The organism is Flavonifractor sp. AGMB03687 (genome assembly GCF_017811815.1).
Lineage (GTDB): Bacteria > Bacillota > Clostridia > Oscillospirales > Oscillospiraceae > Flavonifractor.
Genome location: NZ_JADKZI010000008.1, coordinates 52,950 through 69,467 on the forward strand (window position 1 = coordinate 52,950; position 16,518 = coordinate 69,467).

At 61.7% G+C, this 16,518-nt stretch carries 15 protein-coding genes and 1 tRNA gene; 2 read left to right on the top strand and 14 right to left on the bottom strand.

Annotated elements, in window-relative coordinates; translation table 11 throughout:
* Positions 1-16 precede the first annotated feature (16 nt).
* Positions 17-739, bottom strand: a complete 723-nt coding sequence (gene fabG / locus J9789_RS14305; RefSeq protein WP_209346371.1) for a 3-oxoacyl-ACP reductase FabG — start codon at positions 737-739, stop codon at positions 17-19.
* Positions 740-869: 130 nt separating this feature from the next.
* On the opposite strand from fabG, the gene J9789_RS14310 reads away from it, so the two are divergent.
* Positions 870-945 (top strand) — tRNA-Val (locus J9789_RS14310).
* 102 nt (positions 946-1,047) lie between these two features.
* Here J9789_RS14310 and J9789_RS14315 read toward each other — a convergent pair.
* Positions 1,048-1,497, bottom strand: a complete 450-nt coding sequence (locus tag J9789_RS14315) for a hypothetical protein (RefSeq protein ID WP_209346372.1) — start codon at positions 1,495-1,497, stop codon at positions 1,048-1,050.
* 31 nt (positions 1,498-1,528) lie between these two features.
* On the bottom strand, positions 1,529-2,332 hold the full coding sequence (locus J9789_RS14320) for a phloretin hydrolase (protein WP_209346373.1): 804 nt from the start codon (positions 2,330-2,332) through the stop codon (positions 1,529-1,531).
* A 253-nt stretch (positions 2,333-2,585) separates the two neighbouring features.
* Here J9789_RS14320 and J9789_RS14325 point away from each other — a divergent pair, with 253 nt between their 5' ends.
* A complete protein-coding gene (locus tag J9789_RS14325; RefSeq protein ID WP_209346374.1) occupies positions 2,586-3,176 on the top strand; it encodes a TetR/AcrR family transcriptional regulator in 591 nt (196 codons plus the stop codon).
* A gap of 67 nt (positions 3,177-3,243) precedes the next feature.
* Here J9789_RS14325 and J9789_RS17160 read toward each other — a convergent pair whose 3' ends face one another.
* The 11 genes from J9789_RS17160 to J9789_RS14380 all read right to left on the bottom strand — a co-directional run bounded on the left by J9789_RS17160 (position 3,244) and on the right by J9789_RS14380 (position 16,225).
* Positions 3,244-4,524 (bottom strand): S1C family serine protease, encoded by a 1,281-nt coding sequence (locus tag J9789_RS17160; RefSeq protein WP_245185292.1) that lies wholly within the window; start codon positions 4,522-4,524, stop codon positions 3,244-3,246.
* Positions 4,525-4,552: 28 nt separating this feature from the next.
* Positions 4,553-5,323, bottom strand: a complete 771-nt coding sequence (locus J9789_RS14335; protein WP_209346375.1) for a hypothetical protein — start codon at positions 5,321-5,323, stop codon at positions 4,553-4,555.
* Between the two features lie 2 nt (positions 5,324-5,325).
* Positions 5,326-6,390, bottom strand: a complete 1,065-nt coding sequence (locus tag J9789_RS14340) for a cysteine protease StiP family protein (protein WP_209346376.1) — start codon at positions 6,388-6,390, stop codon at positions 5,326-5,328.
* Positions 6,374-7,522 carry a phosphoribosyltransferase domain-containing protein gene (locus J9789_RS14345; RefSeq protein ID WP_209346377.1) on the bottom strand — a complete coding sequence of 383 codons (1,149 nt, stop codon included), beginning with the start codon at positions 7,520-7,522 and terminating at the stop codon, positions 6,374-6,376. Before J9789_RS14345 ends, J9789_RS14340 begins: the two co-directional genes overlap by 17 nt.
* A 24-nt stretch (positions 7,523-7,546) precedes the next feature.
* Positions 7,547-8,110: a rhomboid family intramembrane serine protease gene (locus tag J9789_RS14350; protein ID WP_209346378.1), complete on the bottom strand. Its 564-nt coding sequence runs from the start codon at positions 8,108-8,110 to the stop codon at positions 7,547-7,549.
* Positions 8,111-8,173: 63 nt separating this feature from the next.
* Positions 8,174-10,825: a calcium-translocating P-type ATPase, PMCA-type gene (locus tag J9789_RS14355; protein WP_209346379.1), complete on the bottom strand. Its 2,652-nt coding sequence runs from the start codon at positions 10,823-10,825 to the stop codon at positions 8,174-8,176.
* Between the two features lie 101 nt (positions 10,826-10,926).
* Entirely contained in the window at positions 10,927-11,532 is a 606-nt protein-coding gene (locus tag J9789_RS14360) for a TerD family protein (protein ID WP_209346380.1), read from the bottom strand.
* A 53-nt stretch (positions 11,533-11,585) separates the two neighbouring features.
* Complete coding sequence (locus tag J9789_RS14365) at positions 11,586-12,167, bottom strand: TerD family protein (RefSeq protein WP_209346381.1); 582 nt, start codon at positions 12,165-12,167, stop codon at positions 11,586-11,588.
* Between the two features lie 17 nt (positions 12,168-12,184).
* The gene (locus tag J9789_RS14370) at positions 12,185-12,766 is read right to left on the bottom strand and encodes a TerD family protein (RefSeq protein ID WP_209346382.1); all 582 of its coding nucleotides are present in this window, start codon (positions 12,764-12,766) and stop codon (positions 12,185-12,187) included.
* A gap of 30 nt (positions 12,767-12,796) precedes the next feature.
* Positions 12,797-13,951, bottom strand: a complete 1,155-nt coding sequence (locus J9789_RS14375) for a toxic anion resistance protein (RefSeq protein ID WP_209346383.1) — start codon at positions 13,949-13,951, stop codon at positions 12,797-12,799.
* 3 nt (positions 13,952-13,954) lie between these two features.
* Positions 13,955-16,225 carry a YceG family protein gene (locus tag J9789_RS14380; RefSeq protein ID WP_209346384.1) on the bottom strand — a complete coding sequence of 757 codons (2,271 nt, stop codon included), beginning with the start codon at positions 16,223-16,225 and terminating at the stop codon, positions 13,955-13,957.
* Positions 16,226-16,518 lie beyond the last annotated feature (293 nt).

A 16,518-nucleotide genomic window follows, 5' to 3' on the forward strand; every position in this document is an offset into this window, starting at 1 on the left:
ACGCAAGCGGGCAATTTCAAATAATCAGTCCGCCATTGGGGGACAAAACCTGCCCGGTAATAAAGTTTGCAGCGTCGGAACCAAGGAACCACAAGGCCTCCGCCACATCCTCCGGCCGGCCGATCCGCTCCAGGGGGGTCTCCTCCGCCAGGGCGGCCAGATCCTCGGGGCCCAGGTTGCCGTTCATCTCGGTGTCAATGACTCCGGGAGACACACAGTTCACCGTGATTCCAGAGGGCCCAAGCTCTTTGGCCAGAGCCTTTGTAAGCCCTATGACAGCTGCTTTTGCGGCGGAATAGGCCACCTCGCAGGAGCCGCCCACCTGTCCCCACATGGAGGACAAAGTTAGGATTTTCCCCGTCTTCCGGTGGATGAAATGAGGCAGCGCCGCCCGGATGGTATAGAACATACCGTCCACATTGACGGCAAACATCCGCCGCCAATCCTCGTCCGTCAGATCGCCAAACAATTTCTGCTGGGCAATGCCGGCATTACATATCAGAATGTCAAGTTGACAAAATTTATCCAACACATTGTCAACCATATTCCGCACCTGAACCGGGTCGGACACGTCGGCCTCCACCGCCCAGCCGCCGATCTCCGCCGCCAGGGCCTCCGCCCGCTCTTTGGAGCGGCAGTAATTGATCACCACCTGGTCTCCCCCGGCTGCAAACCGCCGGGCTGCCGCCGCGCCGATGCCCCGGCTGCCGCCGGTAATGAGTACTACCCGTCCTGCCATGGTCTGTCCTCCAGTCCTGTTTTTCTTTTGTTGGTTAGAGTATATCAGCCCCCCAGCAGATTGAAAAGAGAATTTTTAAAAAAAGTATTGACAACCCTCCCGAGTTTCGCTATAATAGTCCATGCTGTTCGGACGATTAGCTCAGCTGGTAGAGCATCCGCTTGACGTGCGGGAGGTCACAGGTTCAAGTCCTGTATCGTCCACCAGAAAAATCTCCAAAGCCTGAGGCTTTGGAGATTTTTTATCCTCAAACAACAAAAGGCCGGTCTGTGAACCTTCGTTCACAGACCGGCCTTTTTGGCAGAGACTCAGTCCCGCACGCACAGGGCCTTGGCCCCGTTGATACACACAGGGAAGAAGATCAGCGCGGTGACATAGGCCACCACAAAGATGGCAGGCACCTTGGTAATCCAGAAGCCGAAGAACCCGGCACCCAGCAGGAAGCCCACCTCACAGAACATGAGGATGAAGCTCATCAGCAGCACCAGCAGCAGCACGATGAAGAAGATGCGCACAAAGTAGGCAGGCAGGCTCTCCATCTTCAGGCCGAACTTCTTGACGAAGAAGTTGCCGAAGGCAGGCAGGTCGATGATGGTCTCCAGGGTCATATTCAGGCAGAAGCCGTAGATCATGCTCACCACCAGAGCGGGCACATTCAGGTTGTTATTGACCAGCAGGTTAAAGATGGTCACAGCCAGGGTGATAAAAAACGCCAGGAACACGTTCATGACCACGGGGAAATCTTTCTTTTTACACATAATACTCCTTCTCCTTTTCGGTCTGCTCCGCTTACCAGCGGTCCTTTTCCTCGGCGTAGAGGGAGGGCAGGATGGCGGCCAGGTGGCCGAACTCCTTCAGGTTGTGGGCGAACAGGCCCATGGGCACCACCGGGGGCACGCTGACGCCGTCGGGCAGCAGCTTGACCACCTGGCCGTCCACCAGGCCGTAACCGATCCAGAAGCGGCTGCGCAGCTCGATGCCCCCCTCGATCTCACGGACCATGTGGGTCATGATGGCCGCCACGCCCTCGCCGGGCTTGGGGCCGTGGCCGTTGGCGCACATCATGGTGGCGCAGGCGGGGGTACCCACCTTGGACTCGTCATAGCCCAGCTCATGGGGATAGCGGAAGTTCAGGATGAGCTCGTCGGGACCGGCACCGATGTCCTCCAGCACGTGGTGGACGGTGCCCCAAGTCTTCTCCCGCATGGGCACGCTGGGATCCAGCACCTTATCCGGCATCTGCTGGCGGGCATAGAAGTGATCCTCCGGGTCCCAGATGCGGTAGCGCATGTCGTTCAGGCCGTGCCAGGCAAACCACCACTCAAACATCTCGGGGGTGACGCCGGGCATCTCGGTACGGTTGGCCAGGTAGCCGGTGCCGTTGGGCATAACACAGTAGCCGATCTCGCCGGGCAGATAGCCGGGCAGGAATAGGTCGTTGCGCCGCTCGATGGGCAGGGCGTCCTTGGGATCCATGGGGCCGCCCTCCAGAATGGCGATCTTCTCGGCGGGAATGGGGGTGATGGGCAGGTCGTAGTACTTGGCGTAGGACAGTGCACGCTCTTCGGCAGTAAGAACAGGTCTCTGGCTCATAAAAGCTCCTCCTTGTCTGTTTGTTTTGCTGAGGTGAGAATAGCATAAAGCGCATATTCTTGTACGCATCATACAAAAAGCAGCCGTACAGTTCCTGTACAAAAGAAGGCAAAGTGTCCGAAGGAAGGCGAATTTTGCTTGCATTTCCATCTATGGTCAAATATAATAATTATTTAGCCAAAGCCCCCGCTTTTTTACAGCATTTCAGCCAGAGCCCCTTGTTCCTGCCGTTTTACCGTATGAAAGCGAGTTGATGGAAATGTCTCCCCGGGGAGCCTTGAACCGCCAGCGCACCATTCAGGACATCGAATCCGCCTTCCTGACCCTCTACCAGCGGGATGGCATCGATGGCGTCAGCATTTCCGGTATCTGCCAGGCCTGCGGCATTGCCCGGTCCACCTTCTACCTCTATTTTGAGGACAAATTCGCCGTGCTTCAGGGGGTGGAGGACCGGCTGCTCTCCGCCCTGTGGGAGATCTGCCGCAACCTGCCCGACGTGATGGACCACACCAGCGGCACCGAGACCGCCCTGAGCACCGTCACCCACATCCGGGAGAACCTGGAGTGGTACCGGGCCCTGCTGAGCAACCGGGGCGACCCCATGTTTGTCTACCGGTGGAAGAAGGACATCGTGGAAAGTCTGCGGCGTAAGCTGGAGCAGCGCAACGTCACAAAGCTGGACGCCGAGATCCAGGGAGTCTTGTTCTCCTCTGCCCTCATCGGGCTGTACACCCACGTGACCATGGAGTGCCCCGACATCCCCGACCGCACCCTGTGCCGCTACATGGACGACCTGCTGGCCCGCTCCCTGCGGCAGCCCATCACCCCGGCCCAACCCTATTAAAAAGACCGATCCCCCCGGACGTGCCGTCAGCCGGCACATCCGGGGGGATCGTTTTTTCGTTTGGAATTCACAGCAGGCCCCGGGCAAAGTCCAGGATAGTTCTGGCGTCCACCGCCAGGTTCAGGTTCTGTCCGTCGTCAAAGCCCGCCGTCAGGATGCCGATCAGCTCCCCGTACAGGTTCAGCAGGGCGCCGCCGCTGCTGCCGTGGGAGGTGGGGGCGGTAAACTGGATCATGGAGCGCTCCCCCACCGTCCGGAAGCCGGAGATAATGCCGTCGGACACGGTGTTGAACAGCCCCAGGGGGCTGCCGATGGCCACCACCTTCTGGCCCCGGACCAACTCCTCGCCACCCCGCCACACCGGAATGGGGGACCTGTGCTTCTCCATGCGCAGGATGGCCAGGTCCTGGTCCTGGTTGTACTTGATGAGCTCGTCGGTGTAGCACACGTCCTGCTCCTCCTCCAGAAGCACCCCAAAGTACCGGCCTCCCGCCACCACGTGGAAGTTGGTCAGGATGTAACCGGTCTGGTTGATGATGACGCCCGAGCCGGTCTTGAAGCACTTCTGCTCCCCGTCGTACACCTCCAACATGACCACGGAGGAGGCCAGCTTGGCAAGCTCCACATAGTCCAGCGGCTGCCGCGCGCCCGCCGACGGGGCGGGGGCGGGCCGGACCGGGCTGACCTGGGGCTGCCGGGGCGGAGCCGGGGTCTCCTCCCGCACCAGCACGGACAGCTGGAGCAGCTGGCTGTCCTGCACCTGCACGTCCTGCTCCCCGCTCACATAGAGCACATCGCAGCCCATGCGGAAGAGCAGGCAGAGGAAGAGATACTCCGGCAGCTTGACCGGGCCGCCGCACACGAACTTGGGGGAGGCGCCGATCCGCCGGGTGTCCACGAAGAGCCGGGGGAAGCAGCAGTCGATCCAATAGAACAGCTTTACCGCGAAATTGCGCACGATGGACTCCTCCGTCCTGCCCCGGCTCCGGCGGAACTGGTCCAGGATCTCCTGATAGTGGGCGTGAAAAGCCTCCTCCAGGATAGGGTTGTCAAAGGAGAAGGGCAGGCGGTCCGCTCCCCCGTCATAGAGCTCCAGATAGCCCTTCGGTTCCCCCTGGTCGGGCAGTCTGGGAAAGGCGGGCAGGAAGAGCCGTCCCCCGTTCCCCTCCCCTTGCCAGGCCTGGAGCCGCTGGGTCAGGGCCGGGTAGCGGTCCCCGCACAGATAGCGTGCGAAGAAGGTCTCCTTTCGGAAGTTGGAGTAGCGCCCGTCCAGGGCAAAAAACTCCTCCGCCAGGTTCGGCGTGGACGGGCGGAGCACCGCCTGAAAGTATTCGCTGTAGTTTGCCATGGTTCCCCCTCCTCGGACTGCTGGGTACTCAGCAGGTAATCTCTCCGTTCAGATCCCGGAGGACCTGCTGCAAAACGAAGGTATAAAAGCGGCCGGAGCCCTCCCACTCCCGGCGGGCGGGGCCGTCCTCCTCCGGCAAAATCCCCTGAGGCGCGATGGCCAGATCGGCCCGGCCCAGCATGGGCGCGTCGATGGGGCTGTCCCCGGCGCAGAGCACCCGCTCCGCGCCGAACCAGTGCCGCAGGCGGTCCAGGGCCGCACCCTTATTGATGGGGGGCGGGAAGAAGTAGACCTTCCGCCCCGTCACCCCCGCGTCCAGCGGAAAGGCGCCCTTTAACGCCTCGCCCAGAGCCTGAGCCTCCTCCGGGGTGTCGCAGGCGGCAAAGGTAAACATCCCGTCCACAATGCGGCACCGTTTGGGGGCGGGCCAGGCCTCCAGCGCCTGCAGGGCCTCCTCCAGGTGGGGCCGCCAGGGGGCCACCATTTCCTCCGACACCCGGGTCCACCGGGGGTCCGGCTTGCCGTCCACCAGCAGGAAGGCCCCGTTGGTGGTAACGGCATAGCGGGGCCGGCAGGCCTGGGGAAAGGAGATGCGCAGGTACTGCTCCATGGACCGGCTGGTGACGGGCACAAAGAGGGTCTTCTCCATAATTTGGGCCAGCAGCTCCGGGGTCTCCCCGGTGAGATAACCCTGGGCCGCCCCCTCCAGGTACTCCACGCACAGGTCGCCGGGCTGGGCGTGCTTACAGGAGAAGAGCAGGGTATTATCCAGATCACTGGCGAAAATGGTTTTTTCCATAGTCAGTTGTCAGCGATGGACTGAATGAGCCCGCACGCCCGGTAGTGCACCAGAGGGTACTCCACCAGGGTCACGCCTTTCTCCTTTGCAAGTTGATAGATATGGCCCAGATGGTCCTCGTCGGACAGGCTGCGGACCAGGATCTTCCACGGCATCCGCCGCAGCAGCACCCGGGTGGCCTCCCCGATGCTGGGCTTGACTAGATTGCGGTCGGCGATGGAGAAGTTGCGGCAGATCTGGTCCACCTCCTCCAGGGCGGTGAAGGGCTCCGCACCCTCCTCCGGCCCCAGGCAGCGCGCCGCCGTCCCCCGGGCGGGGAAGTGGGCCTCCACCGCCTCAATGAATGGGTAGGTCAGATCCTGCTCCCGCAGCTGGGGATAGCAGGCCGCGCCGTGGAAGTCCTCGGGGCCGATCAGGTCCCGGCGGTAGAAGGTCCGGCTCAGCAGCCCCGACACCGTGGAGTTGAGGCAGGAGCTGGCAATGAGGAAGTCGTCGTGGGTGCCGCACTTTTCGGCCAGGTGGGCCGGGTCGGAGAGCACCGCCAGCCCGGCGCTGACGCCGGGGTAATCGGCCATGGCCTGGCTCAGCTCCCGCTGGATGGCTCCCTTCCCCGTCCAGCCGTCCACAAACTGGATGTGCTCCGGCTTGTGGCGGGCCAGAATATACTTCATGGCATTGTGGTCGATCCCCTTGCCCCGGATGATGGAGATGGTGTAGTGATTCACATCCACACCGTATTCCCGGGCCAGAAACCGCTTGATGAGCACGCCAATGGAGGTGCCCGCCCGGGCCAGGGAGACCAGCACAGCGTCCGCCCCCTTGTCCTGCCAGATCTGCTCAGCCACCGAGGCCACCGCCTGGGCGGTCATGGGGGCGTAGCGGTCCAGAGCGTCGTGGTAGGCGGCCAGATAGGCCGGGGAGGGCTCATACTCCAGCGGCAGCATCTCGGAGTAGTGCACGCCGCTTTGAATGCGCTTCTCCCGCTCCTTGGTGGGCAGGGGTTCCACCAGGCCGGTGATGTCCTTCAGCAGGATCTCTACATCCTCAGGTTTATAGGTACCAAACATGCTGCCCTCCTTGGAGATAAAAGACCTTGCGGGCCGGATTGGCCGGGAACGCCGACAGCAGGGCACTTAGCGCCCCGGTCCCCGGCTCCGGCGTATCGGACACCACCACGATGCAGTCATAGTCCGCCAGATCGTAGAGGTAGGTGGTCCGGTCTTTCTGATAGAAGCTGGGCAACTTTCTGCCCGAGACAATGGGGTAGCCCTCCGCACCGCAGATGCCGATGGGACTGCGGGTGGTGGCGTGGCAGAACACCTGCCGCCCCTCCCCCAGCCGTTCCAGCGCTTGTCCCAGCACCAGGGCGGGATACATGCACTCCTCCGTGCCCAGCACCAGAGTGCGGCTGTTCGGCGGGCAGGCCTCCCCAGCCCGGGCCAGGAAAGTGTCTGCCAGGGCGGCGCAGCTGTGCTGCCACTCCTCCGCCGTCAGACCCAGTCTGGGGTCGGCCAGGGCGGGCAGGACGGTGTCCCCCTGGTGCAGGGACCACGGACGGGGCGTGACCGCCTCCGCCTCATGGATCTCCAGCGCTTCCACCAGGGCGGTGTAGTCCTCCTGGGGCAGCTTGACCAGATACTCGCTGTGGATGCCCGCCTCCTCCAGCAGGGCCTCGTTCTCCGGGGAGACCCGGTTCAGGAGGGAGGCCGCCACGATGCGCTTCTCCCCCAGGAGGGGATAGCGCTTTTTCAGCTCACTCACCATGTTGCGCAGGGTCTTGCCGGTGGAGATCTCGTCGTCCACCAGGATGACGGTGTCGGTGGCGGGCAGCCAGCGCTCCAGGGCGTCGCCGCTGAGCTTCTGCTCCACAGCGTGGCTGTGCTCCTCCTGAAACTCGATCCACCCCTCCGCCGCCGGGAAGTCCTCCCGGGTGGTATGGAGGTAGACGCAGTCGGGGGAGATCCGCCCGGCCACCGCGGCCCCGATGGCGGTGGCGGTCTCGGCAAAGCCGATCACCAGCCGGGTGTCGGGGTAGCGCCCGGCCAGCCGGTCCCCCAGGGCGTTCATCATGGCCAGGGCACGGGTGGGGGACACGGGGATGTGCTTGGCCTGCAGGGGGTTGACCAGCAGGTAGGTCCGCTTGCGGTTGTGGAAGCGCTTGGCAATGCGCAGGGTGTTTTCACGGGTGTACTCAGGCATATGACTGTTTCCTCGCTGTTTTCGTCAGGTTCTGCGGTTCCTGCCGGCCAGGAACCCAAAGGCGGTACCGCAGAGGCCGCCCACAATGTGCATCAGGTTGGCCACGTTATCCTTCACAAAGAGGATAGCGTAGACCTCCTGCCCCAGGTAGAGAATCGCCACCAGAAGGAGGGTCAGGGGGATGGTGCCGTCCTTCATACCGGAGAGGGAGGACAGCATAATGAGCATAAACACGATGCCGCTGGCTCCCAGCAGGGCGGTGTGAGGGAAGAGAACAAACTGCAGCACGCCGGAGATGAGGGCGGTGAAGAGAATGGCCAGCAGCAGCGCCCGGCTACCGTACTTCTCCTCCAGAGGGGGCCCCACCACCAGAAGCAGCAGCATGTTCCCCAGAAAGTGGCTGAAATCGGCGTGGCCCAGCACATGGCCCGCAAAGCGGAACAGGGCCAGGGGGCTCAGCGGGGACCGGTACACCGAGAAGAGGGCGGTGGTGGTCCAGCCGCCGGTGGCCCTGCCCAGCAGAAGGGCCAGCAGGGACAGGAAAAAGAAGCTGAGGATCACCGGCGAATTGTACTGCAGTTTCTTCATGGCTCGCAATCTCCCATTCTTGCAAAAAGGGGCGCCCCCAGCGGGGGCACCCCTTTTGACCTCTTATTTCTTGGGGGTGACCGCCTTGCGCAGCATGTCCACCGGGATCATGGTGACCGCCAGGATACCCACCACCACCCAGCCGATGGGGGCGAAGGGCACACAGCTGAACATGTTGCTGATCCAGCCGCACACCGCCACGGGCACCAGACCCGCGTTGACGATCAGGGCCTGAATCACAATAATGGCCAGGAACACCTTCATGAAGCCAGTGTTCTCGTTGAGGCCCTTAAAGATGGCAAAGCCGTCATCACGGACGTTGAAGCCGTTGAACAGGGCGCTCCAGATGAAGAGCACGAAGTAGGCGGTGAGCTTCTGCTCCGTGGTGGCAAAGAACTGGTCGAAGAAGGGTGCCTTCAGGAACACGAAGCTCAGCACGGTCAGCCACAGGCCCATGGTAACGATCTGGACCATCATCTCCCGGCTGACAATGCTCTCGTCCCGGCGGCGGGGGTTCTCGCTCATGTACCGCTCCTGGGCGGGCTCGTTGCCCAGCATGATGGCGCCCAGGCCGTCCATGACCAGATTGACGAAGAGCAGGTGGGTCACCTTCAGGGGCTCCTCAATGCCGAAGAAGGGGGAGATCGCGCTGACCACCACGGCGGCCACGTTGATCACCAGCTGGAACTTACAGAACTTCAGGATGTTGTGGTAGATGGTGCGGCCGTACCAGATGGCGTCCTTGATGGACTTGAAGTTGTCGTCCAGAATGACGATCTTGCCCGCCTCCTTGGCGGCCTCGGTACCGCTGCCCATGGCGAAGCCCACGTCGGCCCGCTTCAGGGCCGGGGAGTCGTTGACGCCGTCGCCGGTCATGCCCACCACCAGGTTCATCTCCTGGCACAGGCGCACCATGCGGGACTTGTCAGTGGGCAGGGCACGGGCAATGACCCGGATGCGGGGGATGATCTCCTTGACCTCCTCGTCGCTGAGCTCATTGAGCTGGCCGGAGGTGAGGGCCACGTCGTCCTCGGTCTTCAGCAAGCCTGCGTCCCGGGCGATGGCCACGGCGGTCTCCAGCCGGTCGCCGGTGATCATGACTACCTGGATGCCCGCGTGCTGCACCGCCGCAATGGCCTCCCGGGCCTCGGGGCGCACGTCGTCCCGGATGCCCACAAAGCCCACAATGACGGTGTCGTCGTTGATGCGGTTCTCGGTCATCTCCTGGTTGGAGTAGCCGAAGGCCAGCACACGCATGGACTTGCTGGCCAGCTCGTCGATCTTGGCGTTGATCACGTCCATGGAGAGGGGCCGTTCCTCCCCGCTCATGCTCAGGTAGGTGCGGGCACAGGCCAGCAGCCGCTCGGGGGCGCCCTTATAGAAAGTCTTACCCAGCTCGCCCAGATAGGCCTGGCTGAACTTGTTGGCGGAGTTGAAGCTCTGGGCCTTGGACACGGTGCAGGAGTTCTCCAGGCTGTGGAAGGTCTCCGTGCCCAGGAACTTCATCAGGGCCTGGTCGGTGGCGTTGCCGCCGATGACGTTCCCCTGGGCGTCAAACATGGACTGGGTGTTCTTACCGATGGCCAGGTCCACCAGGCCCTTGATCTTGCCGTGCTGGTTGATCTCGGTCAGAGGGATGGTGATGCCGTCGGCGGTGAAGAACTCCACCACCTCCAGCCGGCCCTTGGTGATGGTGCCGGTCTTGTCGCTGAAGAGGATGTTGAGGGAACCGGCGGTCTCAATGCCCTCGGCCTTGCGGACCAGCACGTTGTGGTCCAGCATCTTGCTGGTGTTCTGCATCAGCACCAGGGAGATCATCAGGGGCAGGCCCTCGGGGACGGCGCACACGATGATGACCACCGCCAGGGACACCGCCTCCACCAGGTCCTTGATGACCTGGGTGGCACCCAGGGCGAAGTAGGGGCCGAAGCCGCCGGCGGACAGGATGTAGTAGCCGAAGTAGAGGGCGGCAATGACGATGGCGCCGATGTAGCCGAAGCGGGAGATCATGTTGGCCAGGTTGGCCAGCTTGACCTTCAGGGGGGAGTCGGGCTCGTCCTCCTGCATCTCCTCGGCCATTTTGCCCATCATGGTGGACAGGCCCACCTTCTGCACGTCCAGCACGCCCTCGCCGTCGAAGAGGACCGCGCCCCGGAACAGGGAGTGCTTGTCCACAAAGGTATCGCCGGTGATCTCATCGGCCAGCTTGTAGCTCTCGTCAGCAGCCACCTTGGGGCACTCCTCCGCCTCGCCGTTGAGGGCGGAGTTGTCCACCTTGATGCTGCCCCACACCAGAATGCCGTCGGCGGGGATCTTGTCGCCCGGCTGAAGGAGCACCTTGTCCCCCACCACCACGTCGTCCATGTCGATGACGGTGATGACGCCGTTGCGGTAGACCTTACACTGGTCCTTTTTGGTGCTGTCCTTCAGCTGGCGGTACTTGGTGTCGCTGGCCACGCCGGTCTTGGCGGACACGAAGGCCACGATCAGGATGGCCACGATGGTGCCGATGGGCTCATAGATGTCGGCATAGCCGAAGATACACATGACGATCATCAGCGCCGCGATGGCCAGCAGAATGCGGATCATGGGGTCCCCGAAGGTCTCCTTGAATTCCGCCCAGAAGGTGGTGGGTTCCGAATCCGGGATTACGTTGCTGCCGTATTTCTGTCGGGATTCGAGAACTTCTTTGTCTGAAAGTCCGTTATAGTGCATGTTTCTTTCTCCTATAGACGCAGGAAAGAGAAGCAATGCAATGATTCGCTTCTCTTTCCTGCTCATGCTTATCTTAGTCCGGGCTTCCCCCGGTCAGAGGCTCAGAAGTAGCGCTTGCACAGCTCAGGCAGGCCGGGATCGGTGGTGGCCTGTCCCACGGCGTTGAACTTCCACTCGCCGTTGTTGCGATACACCTCGCCGAAAATCATGGCGGTCATGCCGTCGTAGTTCTCGGAGAGGTTGTAGCGGCACAGCTCCTGGCCGTTGCGGCCGTCCACAATGCGGATGAAGGCGTTCTGGATCATGCCGAAGTCCTGGTGGCGCTGCACCGCCTGGTAGATGTTGACCACCATCACGATGCGGTTGTACTCGGCAGGCACCCGCTCCAGCTCGATCATGATCTGCTCGTCGTCGCCCTCGCCGGCGCCGGTCAGGTTGTCGCCCATGTGCATGACGGAGCCCGAGCGGTGCTTCAGGTTGCCGAAGTAGATCACATCCTTGCCGTCCACCAGTTTTCCGTCCTTCAGCATAAGGGCGGACGCGTCACAGTCGATGGCCTGGGGCTTGGCGGCGAACAGTCCGCCGAAGAGGCCGCCCTTGGAGCGCTGGGCCTCGTCCCAGCCCAGTCCCACGATCACTTTGTTCAGGCCCTCGCGGCTCTCCTTGGTCAGGCTGACCTTCTGGCCTTTCTGCAAGCTGACAGACATCGTCTTTTACCTCCTTATGTAATTCCCGCCGTTGGGCGTCCAGGTTTTTTGATTTACTCCACGTCGATGCCGTAGTTGGCGCACAGGGCCGCCAGGCCGCCCTGGTAGCCGCTGCCGATGGCGTTGAACTTCCACTCGCCGTTGTTCTTGTAGAGCTCGCCGAAGACTGCCGCCGTCTCAATGGAGAAGTCCTCACCCAGGTCGTAGCGCAGCAGCTCCTGGCCGTTGGTCTCGTCATGGATGCGGATGAAGGCGTTGTTCACCTGGCCGAAATTCTGCCGGCGCTCCTCCGCCTCATAGATGGTGACGGTGAAGGCCACACGGGAGACGTTGGCGGGCACCCGGGTCAGATCCACCTTGATCTGCTCGTCGTCGCCCTCGCCCACGCCGGTGAGGTTGTCGCCCAGATGCTCCACCGCGCCGGAGGGGTCCTTCAGGTTGCCGTAGAACACGAAGTCCTCGCTGCGGCTGGTCTTGCCGTTGTCCCCCAGCAGGAAGGCGGCGGCGTCCAGGTCAAAGGCTCCGCCGGTATCAAAGGCGTTGACGTCCCAGCCCAGGCCTACCACCACGCGGGAGAGACCGGGATTATCCTTGGTAAGGCTGACCTTCTGGCCCTTTTTCAGACTGACAGGCATAGCTTATTTCCTCCTTATTACGCAACTTCGATGCCGTAGTGGCCGCACAGGGCCGCCAGGCCGCCCTGGAAGCCGCTGCCGATGGCATTGAACTTCCACTCGCCGTTGTGGCGGTACAGCTCGCCCACCACGATGGCGGTCTCGATGGAGAAGTCCTCGCCCAGGTCGTAGCGGATCAGGTCGGCGCCGCTCACCAGGTCCTGGATGTGGATGTAGGCGTTGGAGACCTGGCCGAAATTCTGGTTGCGGGTCTCGGCGTCATAGATGGTCACCGTGAAGGCGATGCGCTCCACGTTGGCAGGCACCTTGGACAGGTCCACCACGATCTGCTCGTCATCGCCGTCGCCCTCGCCGGTGAGGTTGTCGCCCATGTGCTTGACGGAGCCGCTGACGTGCTCCAGGTTGCCGTAGAACACAAACTCCTTCTCGGTGGGGCACTTGCCGGCGGCATTGGTCATAAACGCGGCGGCATCCAGGTCGAAGGCCGCGCCGGAGTCATAGGCGTTGACGTCCCAGCCCAGGCCTACCACGATCTTGGTCAGTCCGGGATTCCCCTTGGTCAGGTCTACTTTTTGTCCCTTAGTCAGATTGATGGGCATAACTGTGAACCTCCTCTTTTTGAATGGTGGTTATTTCCGGTCGGGCATGCTGTATCGGGCATTGAAATCGGACTTGATGGTCTCCAGACGCTTCTGGTCCTCAATGCGCTGCTTGCGGGCGTTCTCCTGGATCTGCCGGGTCTCATCGATGCCGGAGACGATGGTCTGCCAGGTCCGCTCCAGGGTCTCGATTTTGATAGAGCTGCCGGAGGCCAGCCGGGCGGTCATCTTGGACTGCTCGGCGGTGTTCTGGGCGTTGCGCAGCAGCATCTCGTTGGTGCGCTCGTCCAGGGCAGACATGGCCTCGGCCTGGATGCGCTGGCGCTTGAGCATGATGGCCTGGGTCAGGGCCTGCTTGAACACGGGCAGGGTGATGATAAAGGCGGAGTTGATCTTGCGCACCAGGTTCATGTTGCTGAACTGCATGGTCTTGATCATGGGGATGGCCTGCATGGCCACATTCTCCGCCGTCCGCAGATCCTGGGTGCGCTGCTCCAGCATCATCAGGGCCTGGTTCAGGGTGGTCAGCTCAAACTGGATGGAGTTGTCGCCGGTGGCCTCCATGTCGGCCTGGCGCTGGGCGATATAGGCCTCCAGCTCCCGGCAGCCCTGCTCACCGGCCAGGATGTACTTCACCAGCTCGTGATAGTAGTTCACGTTGGCCTGGAACATCTCCTCCAGCTTCCGGTTGGACTGCTTGATCTCGGTCTCGTACTGCTTGAGCTGGACGTAGATCTTGTCCACTTCCTCGCCCATGGTGTGGTACTTGGCCAGAATCTTGTCCAGCTGCTTGCGCAGGTTGCCGAAGAGCTTGCCGAAGAAGCCGGGGTTCTCCTTGATCTCCTCGATGTCGAACTTGTCCATGATCTTGGCCAGGGTGACCAGCATGGCGCTGGACTCGTCCAGCTGGGACATGTTCATGCTGTTGAGCACCACATCGGAGCACTTGGAGATCTCCTCCGCCGCACCGGCGCCGAAGGAGACGATGGTCTCCAGGTTGTATACCTCGATCTGGCTGGCCAGCCGGTCCACCTCCGGGGAGTTGGTCAGGCTCTGGTTCATCTGCTGACGGTCGGCCACAATGTCATACTGCTGGTAGTTCTCCTGCTCCGCGGGCAGAGTCGCACCCTGCTGGTTCTGGACCGGGGCGGGGCTGGCGTCAGGTCGTGTAAAATCCAATCCCATCTTCTAAATGCTCCTTCCGAATAGTTTTCTAATGGAACTCAAGCCACCTTCCTGGAGAGTACGGAAGTCGGGCACCGAAAGGTCGTACAGATACTCTCCGGTCTGAAGCTCGTTGACGTACCCCTGGGGGAAATATTTCTCCACACACTGGTAGCCGGTGGGCACGAAAAAGACGATGTCGAAGCCCACCAGGTTGAGAAAGGCCACCAGAATGCTGTCCTCCTGTGAGAGGATCTTCTCCGTGGTGTTGATCAGGATCAGTTTGGGATTCTTTTTGGTGAAGTCAAACTTCTGGATGCTGCGCAGTAGGTCCTTGCTCAGGTTGAGCACCGTGGCCAGCACGGTGTACTCCGTGCCGTTTTCATAGGTGCCGGCAATGATCCGCTGGTCCAGCATCAGCTGCAGTTTGTCCAGCAGGTGCTCCTGCATCTCGGGCCGCAGGATGCTGTATGGATAGGCCTTGTGGGCCTTGATCTTGTTCTTCAAAACCCGTCCGTGCTGCAAAAACTGGGTGACGAAGGGCTTGATGGGGTTGGCGTCCAGCCCCGTCAGCCAGGGCAGGCCCCGCACCACCGTGGTGTCCGGGGTGATGAGCTTCTTCAGCTCCTGCCAGTAGGGGCCGGTCTGCCCATCCTTCACGCCGCACACCTTGGCCAGCAGCACTGGGATGGTGACGGTATCGTTGAGCACCGTGAAGCTGGGGCGGTACTTGACCTCCTGGTCCCACAGCAGGGCGATCTCCTCGTACATGGTGCGCAGGGTCACGGTCTCGGCCCGCTGGTACTGCTGATTGCGGAACATGCCGCTGTCCTGGTACATGAGGGTGTCCAGGTCCCGCTCGGCCTGGTAGGCCGCTGTGCTCACCCGCACCTGGGAGGGCTCCACCGGGAAGCGCTCCATAGGCAGGGAGTCCTCAAACTCCAGGGTCAGCAGGGCGGGGTCGCTGAGGGTGCAGCCCTCGTTCCGGTTGGGGATGATCACCACCACATCCACCGGCAGCCGGGCCAAAAACCGCAGGAACAGGGCCTCGTTGGCGGTGGCGCACTTGCCGAAGAGAAGGAAGACGGACACCTCGGGCATCTTCCACCGGCCGAACAGCTCCTTCTGGTAGCGTCTGAGCCACACCAGCAGGTACACCGCCCGGTTGGTCAGCCGGGAGAGGGAGCCGTCACAGTGTTTGGACTCCTCCAGGATCAGGTCTACAAAGGCCTTGACCATAAGCCGCTGGAGGTCGGCGCTCTCCGGGTACTGGATGTTGGGCACCAGACCCGCCGCCAGCTGGTCCACGTTCTGGTAGTTCTGCCGCCGGATGGCGGAGATCTCCTCCGGCGTGGGGGCGGGAATGCCGCCGTTGAGCAGACACAGATGCCGTCCCTCGCTCTTGAGCTGCTGGTAGAAGGCAAACAGGTCGTTGGAGAAGAGCAGCTTGTCCTCCACGCCGTGCTGGAAGAGGAAGGCGTTGTAGAAGAAGCGGCTGTCCGTCCCCCGGTCCCGGAAGGGGGTGCGCACCTCCCCCAGCTCCGGCTTTTTCATCCAGGCATTGGTGCAGTTGGTCACGGCGGGAGGCGTGCCGTAGAGCCGCTGGCGGTTGGCCTGCTTCATCAGTTCCTGCTGGAGCCATTTCAGGTTAAAATGCTCCGGGAAAGGCGTCATATCGGGGGTCTGCCAGAGGGTGGTCCAGGCCGACTGGCTGTCCAGCTGCAGGTAGGGGCCATCCCCCGCCCGCTCCAGCAGCACGATGTCGGCCCCGGCCCGGGAGAGCACCAGCAGCAGCTGTAACTCGTAGTGGCTCACCGAGCCGTCATAGAGGATCTTGGGCAGGGTCTCGCTGCCCAGCTGGTTCACGATGCGCTCAAACTTGTAGTAGAGCCAGCACATGTATTTGATGTATGCATTGCGCAGCATATTTTCGTTCTTGCCGCTGCGCTGCATATCCTGTAGCGTAGAATAAATGGCGGACACTACGGTCTCCCGCTGTCCCTGGGACATCCGGGGCAGCCACTTTCCAAGCCGCTGGTCCAGAAAGGCGGGGTCCATCTGGAACTGGGCGCCCATCATCTCGGAGAAATAGGCCAGCTGGTTGGTGTCCGGGTTGGGAATCCTGCCGTCGATGATGACGCCGTTGCGCCGGGCGGCCTCATAATACTGCTTGACAAAGGTCTCGATCTCCGGGCTGTACCCTGCAATGCGGCAGAAGTACACCCCCTTTTCCCGGCGGCCGGACAGGGGAAGGAAGAAGTCATTCAGTTGTCCCGGCTCAACACGTTTCAGCATCACGGCAAACTTCCCCAACCATTTCTTAAAATATGTTATATTATAGCATCTTCCTGATATTTTTCAACAGGCATGCCCTAGGATTTCTGTCAGGATTTGGTGACAGAATCCAAAAGCCCTGGAAGGACTGCCCATTTCCTTTCGGCGGAATTTGTGGTAAAATAAGCGCAAGTGCCGCAGATGTGCGGCTGCGCGTTTTACGTGCCAGCCCTTTGCAATGCAAAGGGCTGGTTGCGCTTATTACACCATGACCAAGCCGGCAAAGCCGGCTTCCGCCGGATATCCGGCGGCCA